Annotated in this window: 17 protein-coding genes and 1 tRNA gene; 5 read left to right on the top strand and 13 right to left on the bottom strand. The window is 70.6% G+C overall.

Annotated elements, in window-relative coordinates; genetic code table 11:
• Nucleotides 1–11: 11 nt before the first annotated feature.
• Genes tilS through dacB form a run of 3 tightly spaced genes read right to left on the bottom strand, consistent with a single transcriptional unit; the run spans nt 12 to nt 3341 of the window.
• Nucleotides 12–977 (bottom strand): tRNA lysidine(34) synthetase TilS, encoded by a 966-nt coding sequence (gene tilS, locus ACX1D1_RS05275; protein WP_459056208.1) that lies wholly within the window; start codon nt 975–977, stop codon nt 12–14.
• Nucleotides 970–1941, bottom strand: coding sequence for an Rv3626c family coenzyme F420 biosynthesis-associated protein (locus tag ACX1D1_RS05270; protein WP_255443531.1), 972 nt, complete (start codon nt 1939–1941; stop codon nt 970–972). Before ACX1D1_RS05270 ends, tilS begins: the two co-directional genes overlap by 8 nt.
• Nucleotides 1941–3341: a D-alanyl-D-alanine carboxypeptidase/D-alanyl-D-alanine endopeptidase gene (dacB, locus tag ACX1D1_RS05265; protein ID WP_459056207.1), complete on the bottom strand. Its 1401-nt coding sequence runs from the start codon at nt 3339–3341 to the stop codon at nt 1941–1943. The genes ACX1D1_RS05270 and dacB overlap by 1 nt, the downstream gene beginning before the upstream one ends.
• A 216-nt stretch (nt 3342–3557) precedes the next feature.
• Here dacB and ACX1D1_RS05260 point away from each other — a divergent pair, with 216 nt between their 5' ends.
• The 5 genes from ACX1D1_RS05260 to ACX1D1_RS05240 all read left to right on the top strand — a co-directional run bounded on the left by ACX1D1_RS05260 (nt 3558) and on the right by ACX1D1_RS05240 (nt 7581).
• Entirely contained in the window at nt 3558–4016 is a 459-nt protein-coding gene (locus ACX1D1_RS05260) for an inorganic diphosphatase (protein WP_220489157.1), read from the top strand.
• Between the two features lie 82 nt (nt 4017–4098).
• On the top strand, nt 4099–5103 hold the full coding sequence (locus ACX1D1_RS05255; RefSeq protein ID WP_459056206.1) for a TRM11 family SAM-dependent methyltransferase: 1005 nt from the start codon (nt 4099–4101) through the stop codon (nt 5101–5103).
• Nucleotides 5104–5147: 44 nt separating this feature from the next.
• Nucleotides 5148–5639, top strand: a complete 492-nt coding sequence (locus ACX1D1_RS05250) for a SixA phosphatase family protein (RefSeq protein WP_459056205.1) — start codon at nt 5148–5150, stop codon at nt 5637–5639.
• A 275-nt stretch (nt 5640–5914) separates the two neighbouring features.
• Complete coding sequence (locus ACX1D1_RS05245; protein WP_182782139.1) at nt 5915–7246, top strand: ammonium transporter; 1332 nt, start codon at nt 5915–5917, stop codon at nt 7244–7246.
• Nucleotides 7243–7581: a P-II family nitrogen regulator gene (locus ACX1D1_RS05240; RefSeq protein WP_182782138.1), complete on the top strand. Its 339-nt coding sequence runs from the start codon at nt 7243–7245 to the stop codon at nt 7579–7581. The genes ACX1D1_RS05245 and ACX1D1_RS05240 overlap by 4 nt, the downstream gene beginning before the upstream one ends.
• Nucleotides 7582–7645: 64 nt before the next feature.
• Here ACX1D1_RS05240 and ACX1D1_RS05235 read toward each other — a convergent pair whose 3' ends face one another.
• The 10 genes from ACX1D1_RS05235 to ACX1D1_RS05190 all read right to left on the bottom strand — a co-directional run bounded on the left by ACX1D1_RS05235 (nt 7646) and on the right by ACX1D1_RS05190 (nt 19828).
• Complete coding sequence (locus ACX1D1_RS05235; protein ID WP_220490871.1) at nt 7646–8743, bottom strand: winged helix DNA-binding domain-containing protein; 1098 nt, start codon at nt 8741–8743, stop codon at nt 7646–7648.
• Entirely contained in the window at nt 8721–10070 is a 1350-nt protein-coding gene (locus ACX1D1_RS05230) for a flavin monoamine oxidase family protein (RefSeq protein WP_182799128.1), read from the bottom strand. Before ACX1D1_RS05230 ends, ACX1D1_RS05235 begins: the two co-directional genes overlap by 23 nt.
• 83 nt (nt 10071–10153) lie before the next feature.
• Nucleotides 10154–12391 (bottom strand): AGE family epimerase/isomerase, encoded by a 2238-nt coding sequence (locus ACX1D1_RS05225; protein WP_459056204.1) that lies wholly within the window; start codon nt 12389–12391, stop codon nt 10154–10156.
• Nucleotides 12392–12492: 101 nt separating this feature from the next.
• A tRNA-Thr gene (locus tag ACX1D1_RS05220) sits at nt 12493–12568 on the bottom strand.
• Between the two features lie 66 nt (nt 12569–12634).
• Nucleotides 12635–14290 (bottom strand): alpha/beta hydrolase, encoded by a 1656-nt coding sequence (locus ACX1D1_RS05215; protein ID WP_459056203.1) that lies wholly within the window; start codon nt 14288–14290, stop codon nt 12635–12637.
• Nucleotides 14283–15062 carry a PSP1 domain-containing protein gene (locus ACX1D1_RS05210; protein ID WP_459056541.1) on the bottom strand — a complete coding sequence of 260 codons (780 nt, stop codon included), beginning with the start codon at nt 15060–15062 and terminating at the stop codon, nt 14283–14285. Before ACX1D1_RS05210 ends, ACX1D1_RS05215 begins: the two co-directional genes overlap by 8 nt.
• A gap of 140 nt (nt 15063–15202) precedes the next feature.
• Nucleotides 15203–16564 (bottom strand): DoxX family protein, encoded by a 1362-nt coding sequence (locus ACX1D1_RS05205; RefSeq protein ID WP_459056202.1) that lies wholly within the window; start codon nt 16562–16564, stop codon nt 15203–15205.
• A gap of 81 nt (nt 16565–16645) precedes the next feature.
• Entirely contained in the window at nt 16646–17794 is a 1149-nt protein-coding gene (locus ACX1D1_RS05200; RefSeq protein WP_459056201.1) for a DNA polymerase III subunit delta', read from the bottom strand.
• Nucleotides 17795–17828: 34 nt separating this feature from the next.
• Nucleotides 17829–18446 (bottom strand): dTMP kinase, encoded by a 618-nt coding sequence (gene tmk, locus ACX1D1_RS05195; RefSeq protein ID WP_370586048.1) that lies wholly within the window; start codon nt 18444–18446, stop codon nt 17829–17831.
• Nucleotides 18443–19828 carry a hypothetical protein gene (locus ACX1D1_RS05190; RefSeq protein ID WP_459056200.1) on the bottom strand — a complete coding sequence of 462 codons (1386 nt, stop codon included), beginning with the start codon at nt 19826–19828 and terminating at the stop codon, nt 18443–18445. The genes tmk and ACX1D1_RS05190 overlap by 4 nt, the downstream gene beginning before the upstream one ends.
• Nucleotides 19829–19834: the final 6 nt, after the last annotated feature.

Genomic DNA, 19834 nt, shown 5'->3' with positions numbered 1-19834 from the left:
GATTGGTCAGCCTATCGTCCCGGCGCGGAGTCCGCACCCGGTGTCGGAGCACCCGGCTGGAACGCAAGCCGTCCGGAGCGCCTGGCCACTGCGCCGCCCGGGACGGCCACCGGCCCCTGCCCGCGCCACCGGTCGACGAGTGCCGCCACCGCCAGCACGTGCACCATGCCCACCTCGGGCGACCACGCCGCGAGCCAGTGATGGATGGCGCGCCACCGCAGCGCGTCTGGCAGGCCGCCGAGATCCGTGACGTCCAACTCGTCGGCATCCGCGACGGCGTCCCTGGCGAGCTCGTCGAGGAGGTCCGCGTCCGCCCTGGCCAGGGTGGCCGTGCGCGCCAGCGCGGGAGCAAGGTCGCGGCCCCACGCCTCGGACAGGTCCCGGAGCACCCCGCGGGCGGCGACCCGGGCGAACCGCGCGTCGTCGTTCATGGGGTCCTCCCACACCTCGACACCCCACTGGGCGCAGGCCTGCTGGGTGTCGGTCCTGCGGAGCCCCAGGAGCGGGCGCAGGAACGGGCCACGCTCCTCGGCCATGCCGGCCAGAGACCGGGTGCCCGAGCCGCGCAGGAGCCCCAGGAGCACGGTCTCGGCCTGGTCGTCGAGGGTGTGCCCCAGCAGGACGGGCAGGCCGGGCGACGCCAGCGCCTGCAGCCGTGCCTCGCGGGCGGCCGCCTCCACACCACCGGTGTGCGGGCGGCCGAGGTGGAGGCGCTCGACGGTTGCCTCGAGGCCCCGCTCAGCCAATCGGCCCACCACCGCGTCGGCGACCTGACCCGAGCCGGGCTGCAGGCCGTGGTCCACCACCATGACACGAACGGAGGTGCCCGCCCGGCGTGCGGCCCAGTGCGCTCCGAGCGCGAGCGCCGTCGAGTCCGCGCCACCCGAGCAGCCGACGATCACCGGCGAGTCAGGGAGGGCATCGGCGACGGCGTGGGCCACCCGCAGCGCGGCCGGCCCGAGCTCGCGCCTAGCCATGGACCCGGCGCATCCACGCGCCCGGATCTGCGATCTCGGACGGGGTGGGCAGCGCCTCCGCGGACTCGAACGCCCGGGCCAGCGCCTGCTTTCCCCGCGACCGGTACACCGCGGTGCAGAACGCCAGGCCGTCGCGGTACTGGGCGTTCTTGCTGAGCGACCCGACGAGGCGGCTGAGGACGGTGGTGCTCTTCGGCCGGCGGAACGCCCGCCGCAGGGCCGCCACGGTCTTCACCTGGCCCCGGCCAGCCCGGTCCGAGACGTGATCGGCGTGGCCCTCCAGGAACGTCATCGCCGCCGTCAGGGCGGCCAGGTCCGCGCGACCCTTCGTCGACGTCAGCAGGGCTGCGGCCTCACCGGTCGAGCGCCACCCGGCAAGGGCCTCGAGCAGGTTCGCGTCGTCGGCGGCCAGCCGTGCCATCAACGACCTCAGGTGATCGCGCAGCCATGGCGCGGCCTGGAACTGGAGGGCGTGGGTCTGTTCGTGCAGGGCGATCCACAACCGGAAGTCACGGGGCACGAACGAATGGCTCCGCTCATGTGCCACGACGGTGGGGGCGACGAGATAGAGGGCCCGGGTGCCCGTGAAGGCGTCGTACTGGCCCAGCATGCGGCGACTCACGGCGCCCAGCGCCAACCCGGCGGCCAGCCCGTTGCCCAGCCCCCTCAGCGCGTTGAGCGGATGCGGGGGCCGCGCAGGCAGACCGAGCTCTGTCACGGCGCCGTCGGTCATCGACCGGACAGCCCGAGCCCACCCGGCCCAGTCCACCACCGTGACCACCTCGGCGCCGACGCTGTCCAGCCCGAGATAGCGCGCGGCGAGCCGCCCCGCCCGGTGGGCGGTCACCCGGAGATCGGCCACCAGCTGCTCGGCCTCCGGACGGGTCACCCGCGGCAGCGTGCCCGCTGTCACCGTCGCGGCGCGCTGCGCCAGGGACCAGTTCACGATCGGGGCGTGCTCCATCAGCAGCCGCAGGCCGCAACGACGCCCGTCGCCTGGTCCGCCCACAGCTTGGCCGAAAAGCCGTCCGGGGGGCCGTTGATGAGGAAGGCGAAGGTGACCTGGCGGCCGTCCGAGGTCAGTGTGGTGCCGGCGAGGGTGGACACGAAGGAGAGGGTGCCGGTCTTCGCCCGGGCCACCCCACGCGCTGGGCGCGAGACCTCGTCGGTGAAGCGGTCAGCAAGGGTGCCGGTGACGCCGGCCGTCGGCAGCCCGTCAAGGATCACCGACAGCCTGGCGTCAGTGCTCATCGCGCGGAGGGCCGCGGCCAGCATGTGGGCCGTGACCAGGTTGCTCCGCGACAGCCCTGAGGCGTCACGCAGGACGGACCCGTCGTCCCACAGCCCCAGTGCGGTGAGCTGTTCCTCGATGGCCGCCACCGACCCGGCGAAGGTGGACGGGTGGCCGGTGGCGAGCGCGAGCTGGAAGCCGAGCACCTCGGTGAAGGAGTTGTTGGAGCGGTTCATCGCGGTCTCGACGAGGACGTGGACGGGAAGCGATTCCACCCTTGCCAGCTCAGTGCCGGTGGCCGTGGCCTGGGTGGGCGTGCCGGTGACGGTGACGCCGGCGGCTGTGAGCTGCGCGGCGAACAGTGTCGCGGCGTCAACGGCGGGGGTTCGGCTGCGCGGTCCGCCGGTTCGCCCCTCGTCGACCCAGAGGGCCGAGAGCTGCGTGACCTGGTCGCGGTAGCCTGCCGGCCAGGTTTCGTTCCAGCCGGAGTCCTCGAAGAGCGAGGCGTCGAAGCCGAGGGTGACGCTGGTCTGGCCTGCCGCCTTGAGCGCGGCGGCGGTGTCGGCTGCCAGCTGCTGCGTGGTGGGCGGCTGGGGGTAGCTGCCCGGATCGGCCGGCTCGCTCAGCAGCATCGGATCCCCACCTCCGACGAGCACGATCTGCCCCGGCGCAGGCTGGACGACGGTGGTGGCGAAGCGCTCGTCGCCTGCGAAGGCGTTCATCACGGCCAGGGTGGTGAGCGTCTTGGTGTTGGACGCGGGGATCAGGGGTGTGGTCTCGGTGGCGGCGCCCACCACCTCGCCGGTGGCCACGTCGACCACCTCCCAGGCGATCTGGACGGCTCCCCCGTCGACCCCGACGAGTCGTGAACGATTCAGCCCCGCGAGGCGGGCGTCGAGGGTGGCGCGGTCCGGCAGCACCCCCACCGGTGGAAGGTCGGCCGCGTCGGCCAGCCCCGTGCCCGCGGCGTCCACCTCCGGGCTGGGAGTCGGCGACGGGGAGAACAGGGTGGGGGGGACGGAGCTGGGGGCGCCACTGCGCAGTACGCCGATGGCCGTCAGCAACGGCTGATGCACCACCGCGACCGAGAACCCCCCGGCCAGCAACAGGCCGACGAGAAGCCAGGCGAGCACCGCCTGAACCGTCCTCGTGCGTGTCCGCAAGGTGTCCTCCGAGCCTGTATCCTGCAGGGGTAGCTGCCCCAGTGACCTGCGGGCATCACCTTCAACTATAGGAGTGCTCCAGTGAGCGAAGACGCACCCGTCGGCCTCATCCCGGTGGACCCTGGACGCCGGATCCTGTTTGACGTGACTGTGGAGATCCCCAAGGGCACCAAGAACAAGTACGAGATGGACCACAACACGGGCCGGATCCGCTTGGACCGGACCCTCTTCACCTCCACCCAGTACCCCTACGACTACGGCTTCGTCGAGGCCACCCTCGGCCAGGACGGGGATCCGCTGGACGCCATGGTGATCGGCGCGGAGCCTACGTTCCCGGGTTGTCTCATCGAGTGCTACGCCGTGGCGATGTTCCGCATGACCGACGAGATGGGCGGCGACGACAAGGTCCTGTGCGTGGCCACGGCAGACACCCGCAGCAAGCACATCACTGACCTGTCCTCCGTCCCCGAGCACATGCTGCTGGAGATCGAGCACTTCTTCTCGGTCTACAAGGACCTGGAGCCGGGCAAGTCGGTCGAGGGCGCCACGTGGACCAACCGCGAGGACGCGGAGGCCGAGGTCGCGGCGTCGTTCGAGCGCGCCAAGGGCACTCCGTACGAGCATCACCACGTGAACCTGGCCTGACCAAAACCTCGAGAAGCCCCGCCACGGCGGGGCTTTTCTGCGCGGTGGCGGCGACCCCTGGTGGGCGTGGGAGAATGTGCCAATGCCTCGTTACCTCATGTTGCGCATGCCCTCGGCCAATCGTGTCTACGGCGGCGAGTCCGGGCCGCTGACGGCGGCCGAGCTCGAGCTGACGGCCCCGTTCGCTGAGGACATCGCAGACACCGAGGTGGCGGGGGTCGGCTACCTGTCTTTCGAGGCCCCGGACCTCGGCGAGGCCCAACTGGAGACCGTCGCCAGGCAGTCGGCGTGCTTCGCCCTGTTCGAGTCCTCGGGTGATCTGCTGCGGCCCGTCGCGCTCCCCCGGACCTTCGCGCTCGACGACGACCTGGTCACCATCCCGAAGTACCAGGGCAAGACCAACGAGCAGTTCACGCACCTTCTGCTGGGGGTGACCCTTGCCGCGGTGACCCGCGAGCCCACCGGGCCGCGCCAGATCCTGGACCCCCTCGCCGGCCGCGGCACCACCCTGTCCACGGCGCTGCTGTTCGGCCACGACGCCTACGGCGTGGAGGGTGACGCCAAGGCGTTCGAGCAGATGGCCTCGTTCTACACCACCTACCTGCGCCGCAAGCGTCTCAAGCACACCACCGAGACCACCCCCGTGCGCCGCGACGGCAAGGCCGTCAGCAGGCGCTTCGACGCCGAGATCAGGACCGACGGGGCAACGCTGCACGTCACGTCGTTCGTCGGCGACACCCGCGAGTCCGCCACCCTGTTCGGCAGGAAGAAGTTCGACGTCATCGTCACCGACGCCCCCTACGGCATCGCCCACGGCTCCACGACGGACGTCCGCGGCGTGTCCGGCAAGCGGGACCGGTCCCCCGCCGGACTGCTTCGCGAGGCCATCCCGGTCTGGGCCGGGCAGCTGATGCACGGTGGTGCGATGGGGATCAGCTGGAACACGTTCGGCCTGTCCCGCGACGACCTCGCGGCGATGCTGTCGGAGAACGGCCTTGTGGTGCGCACCGGCGGCGCCTGGGAGCGGTTCGGCCACCGCGTCGATTCGTCGATCAAACGGGACCTGATTGTCGCGGTGAAACCCTGACGGAAGGCTGTTCCCGGCGTTGCGCGGCGGCGTAGGCTCGGCGCATGCGACGACTCGTGCTGATGCGCCACGCGAAGACGGAATCCAACAATGTGGGCGGCGACAAGGCCCGCCGCCTCCTGCCGCGCGGGGTTCAGGACGCGCAGGAGGCGGGCCGGGAGCTGCGGGAGCTCGGCCTGCAGTACGCCCTCGTGTCGACCTCACAGCGCACGCGTGAGACGTTCGCGGCCCTGGGGCTGGACGTCCCCGCCGAGTTCCAGGACGCCCTGTACTACCAGGGGACCGAGACAATGCTGCAGCGGATCGGCGAGACGGACCCCGACGTCACCGGTCTGCTCGTCGTGGGGCACGCACCCACCATCCCCAGCCTCGTCGCTGAGCTGGCCTTCGCCAGCAACCGGGCTGAGGCGGACCAGGCGCAGTGCTGGTTCCCCACCTCGGCCTTCAGCACCTTCACCCTCGACGGCGAGTGGGCAGATCTGGCCGAAGGTGACTTCTCCGCAGTGCACCTGGACAACGTGCGACGACGGGGTTGAGGAACCACTGATCAATCATGTCCTGGCTGCGGCGCACCGGATCGGGCGATCTGACCCCTCTCCATCTGGATATGGACGTCAAGTACACGCACCAGATGGAGTGGCGCCACCTCATCCCGCCCGGCACGTCCTCGCCGAGAACAGCATTGATCAGTGCTTCCTTAACGCGACGGTAACTCGCCGACACCCGATCGATACGTCGGCCGGGATTTCCCTAACTCAACCGTTACGCTGCGACGAACCCGCCGAAATAGGCGCCCTGCAAGCTTTGCGGCATGACAGTTCTCGAAATCAGTGCAGGCGACACCGCTTGGGTCCTGGTGAGCGCCGCCATGGTGCTCCTCATGACCCCCGGTCTCGCGTTCTTCTACGGCGGCATGGTCCGCGCCAAGAGCGTGCTCAACATGCTCATGATGTCGGTCACGACGATGGGCATCGTCGGCGTCCTCTGGGTGATCGTCGGCTACTCCATGGCCTTCGGCAATTCCATCGGCGGCTTCATCGGCAACCCGTTGGAGTTCCTCTTCCTCCAAGGGATGATGGATCCCGAGCTCGCCACCTTCACGGTGCCGGCCATGGTCTTCGCCGGCTTCCAGGCGGCCTTCGCCATCATCGCGGTGGCCCTCATCTCCGGCGCGGTCGCGGACCGCATGAAGTTCTCCGCCTGGGCGGTCTTCGCCGCCGTGTGGGCGCTGCTGGTGTACTTCCCCGCAGCCCACTGGGTGTTCAGCTTCGACGGCGGAACCGCTGAGAAGGGCGGCTTCATCGCGAACAGCATCCAGGCCATCGACTTCGCCGGCGGTACCGCCATCCACATCAACGCGGGCGCCGCGGCGCTGGCCCTGGCCATCGCGATCGGCCCGCGGATGGGCTTCGGACGCACCCCCATGCGCCCCCACAACCTGACCCTCGTCATGCTCGGCGCCGGCCTGCTGTGGTTCGGCTGGTTCGGGTTCAACGCGGGCTCGGCGCTGGGCGCCAACGCGATGGCCGGTGTGGCCTGGATCAACACCCTGGCAGGCGCCGCCGCGGCGATGCTCGCCTGGCTCCTGGTGGAGCGCCTGCGTGACGGACACGCCACCAGCCTCGGCGCCGCATCCGGCATCGTGGCGGGCCTCGTCGGTGTCACCCCCGCCGCCCACTCCGTCAGCCCCCTGGGCGCCCTCGTCATCGGTCTGCTTGCCGGCGCGGCCTGCGCCTACGCCATCGGCCTGAAGAGCAAGTTCGGCTACGACGACTCGCTCGACGTCGTGGGCGTCCACCTCGTGGGTGGCCTGGTCGGCACTCTGGCCATCGGCTTCCTGGCCGACCCGGACTCCCCCGCCGGTGTGGCCGGCCTCCTGTACGGCGGTGGGGTCGACCAGCTGTGGCGCCAGGCGCTCGGTGCGGTGGTCGTCATGATCTACTCCTTCGTGGTCACCTTCGCCATCGCCAAGGTGATGGACAAGACCATGGGCCTGCGGGTGCCCGAGGCAGCCGAGACCCAGGGCATCGACACCGTCGAGCACGCTGAAACCGGCTACGACCTCAGCGCTGTCGGCTACTCCACCTACGGCGTTCGGCAGACGCTGATCGTTCCCATCCCCCGAGAGGACGTGCAGGCATGAGGCTCGTCACGGCAATCGTTCAGCCCACCATGTTGACCCAGGTTCAGATCGCCCTCGCGCAGCACGGCGTGGCCGGCATGACCGTCACCGAATGCTCCGGCTACGCCCGCCAGCGCGGCCACAAGGAGTTCTACCGCGGAGCCGAGTACACCATCGACTTCATCACGAAGGCCAAGATCGAGGTCGTCGTGGAGGATGACGAGGCGCAGGAGGTCATCGACGTGATCTCCAAGGCCGCCCGCACCGGAGCCGTCGGCGATGGCAAGGTCTGGTCCACCCCGGTGGACGAGATCGTCCGGATCCGCACCGGCGAGAAGGGGTCGGCCGCCATCTGATCGAGCGGCACTGTCAGCGGGAGGGCGACGCATCACGCGTCGCCCTCCCGCTGTGTCCGGGGGGTCAGGGGGCGACGAAGGGGAAGGCCGCGAAGCGGACCGCCAGCTGCCTGCGCACCGTGGGGCTGAGAGCGGTGAACTCCACGGTCTCGAGCCTGCGAGCCCCAGGTCGGCCTGCGCGGGTCCAGATGCCGCGGACCAGACCGCCGGCCACGATCGACTTCTTGAACACCCCGTTGTTGCCGGGCACCAGCTGGTGGTGCTCCTCAGTGGTCAGCGCGAACAGGCGGTCCTGATACCCGAGCACGAACTCGTCGAAGCCCGGCAGCAGGAGCGGCGCCGACGCCCGGCGCCCCAGCGCCGCGGCCTCCTCCACCAGGCCTGGGCGCCAGTGGCTGGCCTCCTGCCCCCCTGCCGCGCCCTCCAGGTCACCCAGCACCAGCGGCAGTGCCGAGCGGATCTCCCCCAGCCCCAACTTCGTCCACCACGCGAAGTCCCGGATGGTGGCGGGACCGTGGCTGGTCAGGTACCGGCGCAGCAGCTCGGCGACTGCGGCGACCCGATCCCCGTTGAACCGCGACTCCAGCGACGACCCCGCGGGCAGCCAGCGGGAGGCCAGCACGACATCCTGATCCGCGCCGTTCCACGGCCCGTAGCAGAGCGTCCCGCCGGCAATGAGGTGGAACAGCAGGTGGTAGCCGCGGCCGCCCTTGGGCCTCAGCCCGTGGGCCTCCCAGTGGTCGAAGAGCGCGGCCCTTGGCATCGGGCCGGCGTCCAGCGCCTCGATCGCGAGGTCGCGGGCGTGGAGTATCTGCGCCTCGTCGAGTTCCAACTGGTGACTGCGGGCGGAGGCCGCGCGCATCGCTGGACGGGCGCAGAGCTCGGTGATCCAGGCAGCGTCAGCAGCGGGGAGGAGAAAGACGGTGCCCCGCATGGGGTATCCCCGCACCAGCCGTCCCTCAGCGACGTCCGACAGCACGGCCTCGATGCCCAGCGGCGTCCGCAGAGCGGCCGAGGCCAGCACCCCGGGCAGGTCCTGGCCCTGCATGGCACCGAGCGCGGCCACCGCGTCGGCGGGCGTGCCGAACGGCCGCGTGATCAGACCCTGCGCCACCAGGCGCAGCCGGCCGAGCCGTGCGTCAGGCGAGGTTCCGGGCGACAACGGCTGCCACCTCGCGGCCCGAGCGCACCGCACCCTCCAGGTACCCGTTGAAGCGGGTGGCGTATTCGGCCCCCGCCCAGTGCAGAACCCCTTCGGGTTCGGCGAGGACGGGTCCGTTGGTGGTCCAGACGCCGGGCGCGAAGTGCGCGCCGTGGCAGCCGCCGGTGAACCTCTCCGCGGACCAGTCACGCTCGATGTAGGACAGTGGGAACGCGGCCACGTCACCAAACGTGCGCACGACAGAATCCACGAAGGCCCGCTCACGCAACGTGACGGAGCGGCGCGACAGGCTGTCTGCGTCCGCGCCCTCGAAGAAGCCCATCAGGTGCCCGCGCTCGGAGTTGTCCGACGTGGTGTCGAAGGTGACCCGCACCGCGCCCTCGTCGGCACTGGACTGACCGGAGTAGCCCAACTCGCGCCAGAAGGGGCGCGAGTAGATGAGGAAGGCCTTGATCACGTTGCCGGGAGCCACCTTGTCCGCGGCCTCCGCGCGCCACGCCGCCAGCGCCGGCTGGTGCGGCAGCGCGACGGCGAGCCTCGGCGGCAGGGTGGAGATCACCTGCCGGGCCTCCACCTGCTGACCGTTGGCGAGCCTGAGCCTGGCAGAACGCTCAGCGTGCTCCACCATGGTCACCTCGGCATCGAGCCGCACCACATCGCCCAGCCGGGCGGCCAGCGCCTCTGCCACGGCGGCCATGCCCCCCTGCACGCGCTGCTGATGGAGCCCGCCATTGCTGGCCAGCATGGATTCCAGATCCGGCCCGGAGTTGACCTGATGCAGACCCTCAACGAGCGTGGCGTCCTTCGGCATGGGCCCGAACGCCGCGGCGTACACCTCTCCGAAGCGCCGCTGCGCGCCATGGGTCCGCAGGTTGGTGGTGACCCACCGGCGGAGATCCTGCTTGAGCCAGACGTCGTTGGCCTTGCGCCAGGCCGGGTCGTCGCGGAGCCGCTCGGCCAGGCGACGCAGCCGCAGCAGGCCCTGCCCGAGATCAGAGACCTCGAACGGGGTCAGCGCCGGGGTGTCCTCCTTCGACGGCACCTGCAGGGCCTGTCCGCGCAGGCGGACCACCAGGTTGCCTCGGGCGGGGAGGCCGATGGTCTCGAGGCCCAGGGAGTCGATGATCTCGACGAGCTCGTCGAAGCCGGGGCCGATCCACTGGCCGCCAAGCTCCACGTAGGAGCCGTCACTCAGCACCTTGTTCTCGACGCGGCCGCCCACACGGTTTCGCCCCTCGAGGACGGTGACGTTCAGCCCGCGGTCCGTGAGGTATTGCGCGGCGACCAGCCCTGCCAGGCCGGCCCCGATGATGGCGCAGTCGAACACGGTGTTCCTCCTTGACGTACCCCGGATCGGGGAAGCGATGACCAGCCTACAAGGCCCCCTCCAGCGGTGATGCCGGGAGTCTCCTAAGCCAGGGCGGTCGATTCGGCTGAAGTGAGCCACGCGGCGAAGCCCTGATCTGCCGGCAGTGAAGCGTACAGGGTGGCCTGGTAGACGTGGTAGAGGTCCGGCTTGCCTTCCCAGGTGTGGGTCACCGGCACGAGGCTGCGGTCGAGCTCCGAGTGCCAGCTGCCCAGCTCATGATCCACGAAGTGCCGGTCGGCGAAGCGCCAGAGCCGCTCGTACCATTCCTGGTAGGAGACGTCCCCGGTGGCGAGCCACAGGTACCGTGCCGCGCCCATCGCCTCGGCCACCTCCCAGAAGAACCGCTCCTCCACCACGGTGGAGCCGTCCCAGTCCACCGTGTAGACGAAGCCTTCGCTCCACGCGTCCCGCACCGCCCCGTTGAACAACGCGGCCGCGGCGGGCAGCAACCACGATTCGTCCACGCCGAGGCCCCTGAGCTGGAGCAGCAGCTTGGTCCACTCCAGCCAGTGGCCGGGCTGGGAGCCATAGGGCCTGAAGGCGTGCCGGGGATCGTCGGCGTTGTACTGGTTGTCGGGTTCCCAGTCTGCGGTGAAGTGCTCGGGCAGCCGCCACGCGCCCTCCTCCTGGCCGGCCGCCTGGGCGGCGATGCGCCGCGCGATGGACGTCGCCCGGGTGAGGTAGGTGGCCTCCCCGGTGGCCTCGTAGGCGGCCAGATATGCCTCGGTGAGATGCATGTTGGCGTTCTGGCCCCGGTACTCGTCGAGCTGGGTGAACGTGCGGTCGTAGCCCTCCACGCAGATCCCGTCCTCCTCGCGCCAGAAGTGGCGGTCGATGACGGCCGAGACAGCGTCCAGCAGCGCACGCCCTCTGCTGAAGCCGGCGGCGGTGGCCGTACTGGCGGCGAGCAGGAGCTGGGCGGTGCCGTAGAGCTCCTTGCGGTCCTGAGGCTGGTCGCCGCCCAGGACGGGAACCCATCCGTCGAACTCAGGATCGCGGCCCGGGCCGTCGAGGTAGAAGTCCAGCCCGTGCTCGACCACCTCACGGGCGCCCTGGCGACCCTCCAGGGCGGCCAGCGAGAAGACGTGCATCATCCGGGCACCGATGAACAGCTGCGCCCCCATCTCCGGCATCGCGCGTCCGTCGCTGCCGATCCAGGCGAATCCACCGGAGGGCAGGCAGACCTCCGGCTGGTAGAAGTCGAGCAGGGCCCGGCGGTGGTCGACGAGGAAGCGACGGTGCGTCGGGTCCGCGAAGCGGTCCGGATGGTCGCCGAAGAGATCGGGCACGCCGGCCTCTCTCAGGCTCTCGCGCAGCCAGCCGAGCTGGCGCCACACCTGGACGTCCTGGCCACCCTCGTGGCCGCTGTGCGGATACACGACCATCTCGCGCGGCCCCGCGTAGGCGTTGTGCGCCGCGAAGACCGTCGACGGGGGGCAGATGGTGTCTGCCAGCGCCACCGAGAACAGCGCCGGGCATTCGGCCCGCCGCGCGAACGACACCCCGTCGAAGTGGCCAAGCGTCTCCCACACCGCGTCCTCCAGGTGCGGGGCCGCCCTGATGAAGCGGGCGATGTCGGAGAACGGGGCGTCGTCGGTGAGCCCCACCGCCCTGCGGATGTGACACATGAACGCCACGTCCGGCATGGCGCCGGCCAGGCTGATCCCCACCGACGGTGCCAACCCCGCGGCGGCGAGCGTCAGGTAGCCGCCCTGCGATCCTCCGGCGACGAACAGCCGGGACGCGTCCACGAGCCGGTGGCCGGCGGCCAGCTGAAGCATCCGCACCGCGTCGGTGATGAGCCGGCGGTAGTAGTACGTCTCCGGAGATGAGATGCCCTTCGTCATAGGGCCGGCCGGGCCGAACTCCCCCGCCGCCACGTCCAGATCCGGGGTCCGCTCGAACACGCTCGCGGAGTGCCAGCCCTGCCCCCGATTGTCGAGGTCGAACTGCGCGTACCCGGCGGCGGCGAACACCGGGGCCAGCGGCATGCCTCGCGAGACCGAGTAGCCGTGGTAGCGCACGACGGTGGGCAGCGGGCCGCTGGCACCCGCGGGGACGTGCAGCCACGCCTTGACCGGGGCGCCACCGAATCCGGTGAACGTCAGGTCGTAGGTGTCGATCAGCGCCTGGCGGTTGTCGATCAGCGCCTCCTCGAGCAGCGCCACGGGATCGTCGCCAGCGAGTGTGGATGACCAGAATTCGTCGAAGCGCGGCGATTCGGGCACGTCGGGCTGGTAGGTGCGCAGGGCGTCGAGGGGGAGATCGAACTGGGCCATGGGCGGAACTCTAGCGATCTCCGCCCACGTGCCGCCGTCGGGACCGTGCGCCGACTCTCAGGAGGCACGAAGGCCCCGATCGGGGGATCAGGGCCTGGCACTGGAGCCGCCCACGGGAATCGAACCCGTGACCTACGCTTTACGAGAGCGTCGCTCTACCAACTGAGCTAGGGCGGCGGCAAGCTGGAACTATACCGGCGACGCTTCCTTGCGGCAAAGCGTCGAGCGTGCGGCCCCTCCCGTTCAGGAGCAGGTCTTGCCGTCCTCGGGGGCCACGCCGTCATACAGGTAGGCGTCGACAGCTTCGGCGATGCATCGGTTGTCTCCCGTGACTGCCCCGTGGCCCGCCCCGTCAAGGGTCAGGAGCGTGCCGGATTCCAGCTGGTCCGCCATGGACTGGGCCTGCTCGTAGGGAGTGGCCGAATCCCCTGTGGTGCCGACGACGAGGATGGGGGGCGCGCCCGCGGCGGTGATCCTGATCTGGGGTGCCGGCTCAGCCGTCCACAGCTGGCAGGTGTAGCCCATCCCCATGTGGGGCGCCATGAGGGGGGCCTCATCGAAGGTGTCGCGCCACTCCTGGGGCACGGGGGCGATGCCCTCGTCCGCGGCGTCGGCGCACACCATGGCGGGGAACGCGTAGGCGATCGTGTCGTAGCCGGCGGGTCCACGCCCGTTGAGGAGGTCCGCGGAGTACAGCAGCGCCTCCCCGTCTCCCGCCATGGCGTTGGCGATGACCTCGGCCAGGCTTCGGTACGCCTCCTCGTCCTCGTAGAGGTACAAGGCGATTCCGGTGGCCGCCATGGTCTGGGTGAGGACGCGTCCTTCCACCTGGAGGGGCGCCGAGTCCAGGCCCGTAAGGAAGTCGTCGATGCCGTCGGTGATCTCGGCCTGGTCGTCCCCAAGGCTGCAGAGGTCCGATCCGGCGCACCACTGGGTGAAGTTGCCCATCGCCCGCTCGAAGCCCTCCGTCTGGGGGACGTCCCCCTCGCCGGTGATGTCCACCGCCGCGTCGAGCACGAGCCGGCCAACCGAACCCGGGAACAGCTGCGCGTACATCGCGCCCACGTACGTGCCATAGGAGACACCGACGTAGTTGAGCTTGTCGGCGCCCAGGAGGTGACGCAGGAGGTCCAGGTCGCGCACCACGTCGATGGTGCTGATGTGATCCAGCAACTCCCCCGAGCTGTCCCTGCACTGCTGGGCGAAGTCCTCGGCACCCTGCTGCAACGCGAGGTCCTCAGCCTGGTCGTCGGGGCTCGCGTCGAGTTCCATGATCTCGTCGGTCTGCTCCAGGGTGCCGCAGACCACCGTGGTCGACTCCCCCGTGCCGCGGGGATCCCAGCCGATGGTGTCGAAGTTGGTCCACCTCCCGGCGAGGCGCTGCGCCAGCTCCTGGCCGCCGAAGCCGGGGCCGCCGGGATTGACGAAGAGGGGGCCGCGAGAGGAGTCACCGTCGACCACCCGGCGCACCGCGATCTCGATGGCCTCCCCGGCCGGGTTCTCCCAGTCCAGGGGCACCTGCACGGTGGCGCACTGCCCGCCGGAGCCGTCGTCGCACAGCGCCCAGTCCACCACCTGGCTGGCGTACGCCTCGAGGTCCCCGGCCGAGGGGAGGAGATCCACCGCCGGTTCCACCGACGGCTGGTAGTCCAGGAGCCTGTCCTCGTTCTGCCCTGGCTTGGCCGGGAACGTCTCATGCTCCGCGATGGGGCGCTCCGGCACACCCGGCATCCGTGCGCCCGGATCCACCGCCGACGGCGTGGCGGGCCCAGGCGTGTTGGGCGAGGCGGGCTCGTCCCTGTTGGTGCCCCCCACGAAACCGCCCATGAACAGGGTGGCCACCAGGGCCAGGGCGATCATCCCGAGCACCGCCTGGACGAGGTTGACTCTCCTACTCATCCGCACCCTTCCCGGCCGACCCCTGGGCGAAGGCGCTGCGCCCACGCGCCGTCGAACATACCGACTCCAGCGGGCAGCGCACGATCTCGCCGCCGCCCTGGCGAACCGTGACCAGCTGCTCGGTGACGCTGTGTCCCGTGACAACTCCGGGTTCCCCGTCGATGCTCACCTGCTCCCCGACGGCCGGTGCGCGCTGGATGAAGTCCACATAGAGCGGGTGTTCGTACTTCAGGCAGCACATCAACCGTCCGCAGGCGCCCGAGATCTGCAGGGGGTTGGGGGGCAGGCCCTGCACGCGGGCAAGCCGCATGGACACCGGCTCGAAGTCCGTGAGGAAGGTGGTGCAGCAGAACTCCCGGCCGCAGCTGCCCACTCCACCGATCAGCCGGGCGGCATCCCGCGCACCCACCTGCCGCAGGTCGATCCGGGCATCCAGAGCCCGCGCGAGGTCACCCAGGAGGGTGCGGAAATCCACCCGGTGGGGGGCCGTGTAGTACACCGCGACAATGCGGTCGAAATCCGCCGAGCGGTCCAGGAAGTCCACACCCACCACCTTCATCGGCAGGCGGTGCTTCGCGATCAGCGACCTGGCGACGTCCGCCGCCTCGGTGCGGATCCGCCGGTTCGATCGATCACGCTCAAGGTCCGACGCGGTGGCGGGGCCGGGGCAGACGGGGAGCCCTTCGAAGCCTTCGGCCACGGATTCCGGTGCCCAGACGCACTGGGCTACCTCCTCGCCGTCGGGCGTGGGGAAAAGGACCCAGTCTCCCACCGCGTACTGACGGTCCCCAGGGTCGAGGTAGTGCAGTTGGCCGTACCGCTCGAAGGCGACAGCCATCACCCGTGCCATGCCCACAGCCTAGTGACCGGACCAAGCGCTCCGACGGTGGCCTCTGGCTCCCAGCCCAGCGGTCAGTGCTTCGCCTCCCGGGCGGTCTCCCTCGCCTTGACGAACGCGCCGTCGATACCCCAACGCCCGCCCCCCAGCGAGAAGAAGAGGATGCCGACGGCTGCCAGGAGGAGGTCGTGGTCCCCCAGGAACCCCTCCATGCCGGCCACGAAGGGGCTGAACTGGCCCCACCGGATGAACACCAACGACCCCACGGCCACCACAGCCAGGAGGAGGCCGGCCACCCTCACCGCGAGCCCGATGACGAGCAGCACCGCGAGCACCGCGAGCCCGAATCCGATGATCCACGCCACCAGGCGCGGCTCCGGGATCAGGGTTGCGCCGAGGAACTCGGCGGTGGCGTCGATGTCGCTGAGCACCTGGTAGCCCACAACCCCGATGATCGCGGCGGTGACGAGTCGGAGCACGAAGAGCCCGAAGCTGCCGAAGTGACCGACGCCAGGGCGGCGGAGCGGCCTCGGGTCCCGGACGGCATTGGCGTCCGAGGTCTGGACCAGCCCCAGGCGTTGGTTGCGCGCCTCCTTGTCCGCCCTCAACTGGTGCGCCTGGCGCTCCTCCTCCGCGAGCTCATCGTCATAACTCTGGCGCTGGGAACCGTCGATCACCCGGGTCTCGTCTGCACGGTCGCGGTCTGCTCGGTAGAGCCCGGCAAGCGTGGCGGCGCCCGCCACGGCTGGGGCAGCGCCGGATGCGGCGCCCGCCGTCCCGGTCGCCCCGGCGGTCCCCGCGGCGGCCAGCACCGGCATGGCGCGCGTCGACTCGGAATCGTCCTCGCTCAGGGGGTCGCGGTCCACTGGGCGACCGAAGGACCCTACGGCCGCCGGCGTCTCGATGACGGGCTCTTCGTCGGCGACGGGCTCATCCTCTGCCATGGCTTCCTCGACGATCGGCTCATCCTCGACGACACGCTCCTCGACGACCGGCTCATCCTCGACGACACGCTCCTCGACGACGGGTTCCTCGATTGAAGCCTCGTCCTCGACGATGGGCTCCTCGTCGGCCACTGTGCCATCGGCCATCTGCTGCTCCGGGGAGTCCGCACCCGCCTCGTCGGCCACCCAATCGTCCTCGACGCCCTGGCGTGACCCCTCAGCCCCGGAGACATCCGCCGACGCCGGCTCCTCCGCCTGCCACTCCTCGTCCGGCTGCTGGTCCGCCTCGACCGCCATCGGCTCCTCCTGGGTGGGCTCAACTGGCTCGACCTCCGCGGCCGGCTGGATCGGCGCGGGGGGAACGGGCACTGTCTGCTCCGAGGCGTAGTCATCCCACTCAGCTGGTTCCACCGGCACTCCGTACTCGTCCTGCTCAGCCGTCCACTCCTCGTCGCGAGGCGTGCCTTCCTGGACCCAATCATTGTTGGACATGAGTTCCCCTATCCGTGGGCAGTCGTGCTGTTCATCTTGGCACCAGTACCGCGCCGCGGTCCGGGTGACACGCCCGCGAGGTCAGGTCCGGGCGGCGAGCGACAGGCTGATCAGGAGCGCCTCCAGCGCGAGCAGGGGCGCCACGTTACCCTCCAACGCCGCGCGCGCCTGCAGGATGGCGTCCAGGGCGCGGACGGTCTGTTCCGGGGTGGAGCGGCGCGCCACGGGCTCTATCTCGTCCGCCAGGTCCGCGTTGACCAGCGGCACCTCAGGAGCCGTCTGGCGCACCAGGACGTCGCGGTAGTAGCCGGTGAGCTCGGTCAGCACACGATCCAGCGCGTCACGCTGCAGCCGCTTGCCGCGCGCCTTCTGCTGGTCCTCCAGGTCCCTCACCGCCGCCTGCGCGTTGCGCGGCTTGGCGCCCCGACCGCCGAGGCCCAGCATCTCCTGCAGCGAGGCCAGCTCCTTGGCGTCCAGTTCGCCGGTGACCGCCGCCGCCTCCTCCGCGCTGGAGGAGACCAGGTTCTCCGCCGCGGTGAGGCACGCGGTGACGGAGTTGAGCTTCCCTGGAAGCGAGAGGATCTCGCGGCGCCTGATCCGCGCCGACTCCGAACGAGCCAGCACCCGGGCGCGGCCGACGTGACCCTGCGCGGCCCGCGCCGCGTGCGCCGCCAGCGCCGGGGAGATGGCGTCGCGGGCCACCAGCAGCTCGGCCACCGCGTCATCGCTGGGGGTCACCAGCTTGATGCCCCGGCACCGCGACCGGATGGTGATGATGACGTCGTCCGCGCTGGGCGCGCACAGCAGCCACACCGTCTTCGGCGCCGGCTCCTCCAGGCCCTTGAGGAGGGCGTCCGCGCCTCGCTCCGTGATCCGGTCCGCGTCCTCCACCACGACGATCTGGTAGCGGTTCTTCACCGGGGCCATGCTGGAACGGCCCACCAGCGCGCGCACCTCGTCGACCCCGATGGAGAGTTGTTCGGTCCGGAGCAGGGTGACGTCAGGATGGGCCCCCGACAGCGTGGTGCGGCACTCCTGGCAGTGCCCGCAGCCGCCGTCGGCGCACTGCAGGGCCGCGGCGAACGCCTTGGCGGCGTTGGATCTGCCGGAACCGGGGGGCCCCACGAAGAGCCACGCGTGGCTCATGGCGTGGCTACGCCCTTCGACGGCGCGACGGAGGGTGGCGACGGCGCGCTCCTGCCCGATCAGTTCGGAGAACACATCGCCCATGGCGCCATCCTGCCATGGCCCGCAGACGGTTCGCTCAGGCGAACCCGAGCAGCGCCCCGACGCGTGCCGCGATGGCGCCGGCCAGCTCGTCGCGCGTGGCCCTGGCGTCGAGCACGAGGTAGCGCTCCGGATCCTGAGCGGCCAGATCGAGGAAGAAGTGGCGGGCGCGGCGGTGGAGGGCAATCCCCGCCCCCTCGAGGCGGTCCTTCTCGGAGAGCCCTTCCACGGCATCCGAGGGATCCGCATCCAGCAGGACGGTCAGATGCGGCCTCAGCCCGTCGACGGCCCACCATGCGATCCGCGCCACATCCTCGATGTCCAGGGCCCGACCAGCCCCCTGGTAGGCGATCATCGAGTCCACATAGCGGTCGCAGACCACCGTCTCTCCCCGCTCCAGCGCGGGTGCGATCAGCTCGTGCACGTGTTGGGCCTTGTCCGCCGCGTACATCAGTGCCTCCGCGCGGGCGTCAACATGGCCCATCGCCGGGTCCAGCACCAGTCGGCGGAGCTCGTTGCCCACCTGGGTCCCGCCGGGTTGGCGGGTCGTCAGGTGCGGCGCCTCCCGCTGTGTCAGCCAGGCCGACAGGCGTTCCACCTGGGTGGTCTTGCCCACCGCGTCGCCGCCCTCGAAGACGATGAACGCGCCCGTCACCGCTTCTTCGCCTGCTTCTTCTTGGCTCGCAGCATCAGCTTCCGGGCCTCTACGACGCGCGCCGGCCAGCGCTCGATGAACGCCTCGCGTCGCGCCTTGACCAGGGCGCGTTTGCGTTCGGCGTCCCGGCCGAGGGCGAACGCCTGAGCCGCGCTCAACCCGTCGAGGGCGGGATCTCCAGCGAACGTGCCCAGCGCGCACCCGCGCAGCTCCTGCGTCACGTCCGCGAGCCGGCGCAGAATGCGGGTCACCACCTTCGGGAACAGGGGGGCAGCCACCCCCACCACCACCTCGAGCTGCTCGGCGGCGCGCAGCGCTCCCTGCCACTGGTCATCCGGAGAGTCCGCTGTGAGGGAGCGGCACCGGTCGGCCAGGATGAGGGTGGCCTGCTCAGCGCGGTGGTACAGCTGCTCACCCGCCTGCTTGTGCGCCAGGTCTCCCAGCCTGGGTGCCCGGGCGGCCCCCACCAGGGCGTCGATGACATCCAGCAGCGGGCTCTCCGCCTCCGCCGGCGATGAGTACGGCAGTCCGGCGAGCGAGCGCTCCGTGGCCTCGCGCCACGAGGGCTCGAGCACCGGCGCCAGCCCGCGGAGGTCGCGTCCGAACGCCCAGAGGCGGGCGTTGACATCGCCCAGGTCTTCCAACGAGGTGGCTCTGCGCGCCAGATCCACCCGCACGATGCCCTGAAGATGCTCGGCGAAGAGCGAGCTGACGTACTCCTCCAGGGACGGGTCCGGGCGCGTCTCCCGCGGCCGCGGGAAGCTCGTCAGTCCCGTTGCGGGCGCACCCAGCCGCTGCGCGACGGTGGGGTACTGGTCCACGACGGTGGCGTTGACCGCCATCGCCGCACTGACGAGGAACTCGCGCTGCTGACCGGTCAGATGCTCAGTCGGGGTGATGGTGATCTCGCGGTAGCGGGCGGTGGTGATGCCGCTGCGACGGATCCTCACCCGCTCGTCCCGGACGACGGCGGCGACCTGGCCCTCGCTGGTGCGCAGCGCCCATTCGTCGCGCTCGCAGTGCAACGCGGCCAAAGGGCCCAGGACCCCCCTCCGCGTGAGGGGCCGGATCAGGCGCGCGTAGTGCTCCGGCAGGTCCCCGGAGGCGCCCAGCGGCTCCACCTGTTCAGCGGGGAGGTGTGGCGCCCAGCCCTGAGCCGCGAGGTACCACTCCCCGGTGCCCTCGATCACCCGGTGCGCCACGATCACCCCCGCCCGCAGCAGACGGGCGTCGTCGACGTCGAGGATGGTGACGTCCATGGTGTAGGACGCGGCCGGCCGGCGCAGGATCCTCGGCAGGCCCACCGCCTCTGAGGTCAGCCGCGGCGGATCCGAACTGAAGGGGACCTCCAGCCTGAGCACGGAGCGACGCTTCTTAGCCATGCGCCA

The sequence above is a fragment of the Tessaracoccus luoxuelianae genome (assembly GCF_054483915.1).
Note: the sequence above shows the minus strand (reverse complement) of the source record. Positions and strands in the feature narration are given on the sequence as shown.